At 35.7% G+C, this 2,708-nt stretch carries 2 protein-coding genes; both read right to left on the reverse strand.

Annotation, left to right across the window (positions count from 1 at the left end; genetic code table 11):
• On the reverse strand, positions 1-345 hold a 345-nt coding region (locus tag HRT72_10705; protein NQY68173.1), incomplete at its 3' end, for a hypothetical protein.
• 151 nt (positions 346-496) lie between these two features.
• Complete coding sequence (locus HRT72_10710; GenBank protein NQY68174.1) at positions 497-2,692, reverse strand: toprim domain-containing protein; 2,196 nt, start codon at positions 2,690-2,692, stop codon at positions 497-499.
• Positions 2,693-2,708 lie beyond the last annotated feature (16 nt).

A 2,708-nucleotide genomic window follows, 5' to 3' on the forward strand; every position in this document is an offset into this window, starting at 1 on the left:
TATTGGTAGTGTTATGGGGTGTTCTATGTTTTCTTGTTCGGTTACTTGTAAATAATTAATAAAAAGTTTAATGGATTGTTGGTGTTTCTGTAGGTAGTTATTGCTTAACACACCTGATCTCCTTTGCCTGGTTCGGTGTTCTAGGTAGTCATAGTAAGTTCTTATATGGATTGGGGTTAGCGTAGCTAGGTTTAGTTTTTCTTGTTCTATCCAGTGCAATAGTTCTCTCAGGTGATGGGGAAGATTGTAGCTCGTGCTCGAGGCGTATCCTAATAGGGTTAACCATTCTTTAAAGCCTTGTTCTAATTGCTCATGTCTTGGTATTTTTAGTTGTAATTGCTTCATCTTTTATTGTCTTGGTTCATTATGCTCTCCAAAGTTTTTAATTACCCCCCTCTTGCTCATTTCCGATTACACTTGTTACACTGTTACACTTGGGGTTAACTAACTGATTTCTAAACATCTTATCTCGGTTATTGTCTGTGTTACACTTCTGTTACACTGGTGTTACACTTGGCTTTTCTTCTTTTTTAGCTGTTACACCTGCCTGACCGGCAGGCAGGCTTAATTTTAGTTGGGTTAAATTTTCATCTAAAATGTCAATGCCTTTTTTGAGTTGGTCATATTCTACATAACTTTTAATTACATATTCAAATCCTTGCTTCCTATTGCCTCCTGTTTGCTCTAAATAGCCCATTCCTTCTAAGTTCCTCAAATGTCTATTTACGCTCATTCTATTCATTCTAAAGCTTTCTCTTATTTGCTTGTTGTAAAAGCTTTGTCCTTCGGGTACTGCTGTTTTTAGACGTTCAAAGAACTGCCTATTATCTCCACTTAATTCGTCTGATTTTCTGAGCAATGTTTCTTTTACCAACCAGTTTGCCCATTCTATGTCTATGATTTCTGTTTTAATAAATGGTTTACCATTCTTATCTTTATGCCTGTGCCGCTGGCACTGGTGGTAGAATGTGATTATCTCGATTAGCTTTAAGTAATGCATATTGGTTCGCAGTTTTTTAAATACCATATCGGGTATTTTTAAATCCATTGCATAAGGGTTCACCACTCTAATATTGTGTAATATTCTTTGGGTATTTTTTAAAAGCTGCTTTGCATCATCTTGTTCGGTTTCATTGATTAAATCTGCTTTCATTTTTCGCTGATAGGTCATTACTTCATTTAAATGATTGGGGCTTTCATCTATGTGAAGTAGAAAGGATCTATTTGCGTTATCTTCATAAATGGATTCTTTTGTTGTTGCTCCACTTACGCAGATTGGTCCTTCTACGGTGAGTACTTTTTGTACGTTATTTCCTTTGGCATCTTTATCGGTAGTGAGTTTGGATATGCTTTGGTTACTCATAAATTCTCGGAGTGGTAAAAAGGCTTGGTACACTCCTTCTAAATCTTCTATCAATAATACTTTGTGTTTCCAAAAGTTTTTAGCTGAGTAATAGAGTGTATTTTCTGTTAAACTGGTTACGGTTCTTACGGCTTCTTCGGGTAAACATTCACTTATTCTTTTCTGCAGGTAGGTTTTTCCACTTCCACTTTTTCCAAATATTATTGCGTGTAATGGTTCGTCTTGTAATCTGGAGAGGTACAGGAAAAATAACATTAATCCATTCTTTTGTTCTCCTACTAATCCACTTTTACTTATTAATTCTAATGTCTTTTTGACTAAGTTTTCTCCTTTTAAAAATGCCTGTGCGGCTCGCACTTCTGTTTGGGTCATTTCGTATTGTTTGGGTTTGAGTGCTTGGATTTGCATTGCTCTTTCACCCATTCGATAGGCTTCTAATTCTTCGGTTAGTTCGGCTATGGTGCTGCTAACTTCTGTTGTGGAGAGCTCCAATAATTCTGCTACGTTTTGGATGAGTTTTTTTACTGCTGTATGACTGTACAGATTTACATCATCTCTAAAGGTTTTGTATTCCTGCCTGCCGTCAGGCAAGGTATTCTCTTGACTAGTAATATGCAAACTCACTCGTAGTCTACTCAGATTTTCTTTTTCTATTCCTCCCCAGTCGGTAACCGTCAGGTCTGAGCCAGACGGGCAATTATTTTTAAAGATGATTCGCTCAGGATTATTAGTGTCTAGTGTTTGGTTGTTGGTGTTTAGCTTTAATTCTTCTGTTTTATTATTGCTTTCAGGGGCTCCCTGATCAGCTGAAGAAAAAATAGTTCGCTCTTGTAATAATTGGGTGAATATTTCCGCTTCGTGTCCATCCAATAAACTATTAATATCTTCATCTTTTGGAGTTTGAACAATACTAATTTTCAATTCTTCATTCTCCATTTTAAATTGTTCTGCATATTTTTTAGCTGCTTTTTCGCCTGCTGCATCTCCATCTAAAAAGAGGACAATGTCCTCCAATAATTTAAGACTTTTAATAGCTTCAATATGTTCTGATGTCAGCCCATTTGTTCCATAAAGTGCTAATACTTCATATTGGTTGGTGATTACCTCATTTTGCAATAATGTTGCTGCATCAATTATACTTTCAGTCAATATCAGTTTCTTAGTTTCTGCAGGTAAATATTTTGGATACAATCCTTTTCTGTTTGAAGTGTAATAATGTCCTTTGGTTATGCTTCTACCGTACAAACTAACTATTTGATTTTCTTTATTTCTTAGCGGAAAAACAAGACAGTTCTTTAAATCTTTGTAACCAGTTGCATTGTAACCGATTTCTAATTTTTCTACA

Source organism: Flavobacteriales bacterium (assembly GCA_013214975.1).
Classification (GTDB): Bacteria; Bacteroidota; Bacteroidia; order DT-38; family DT-38; genus DT-38.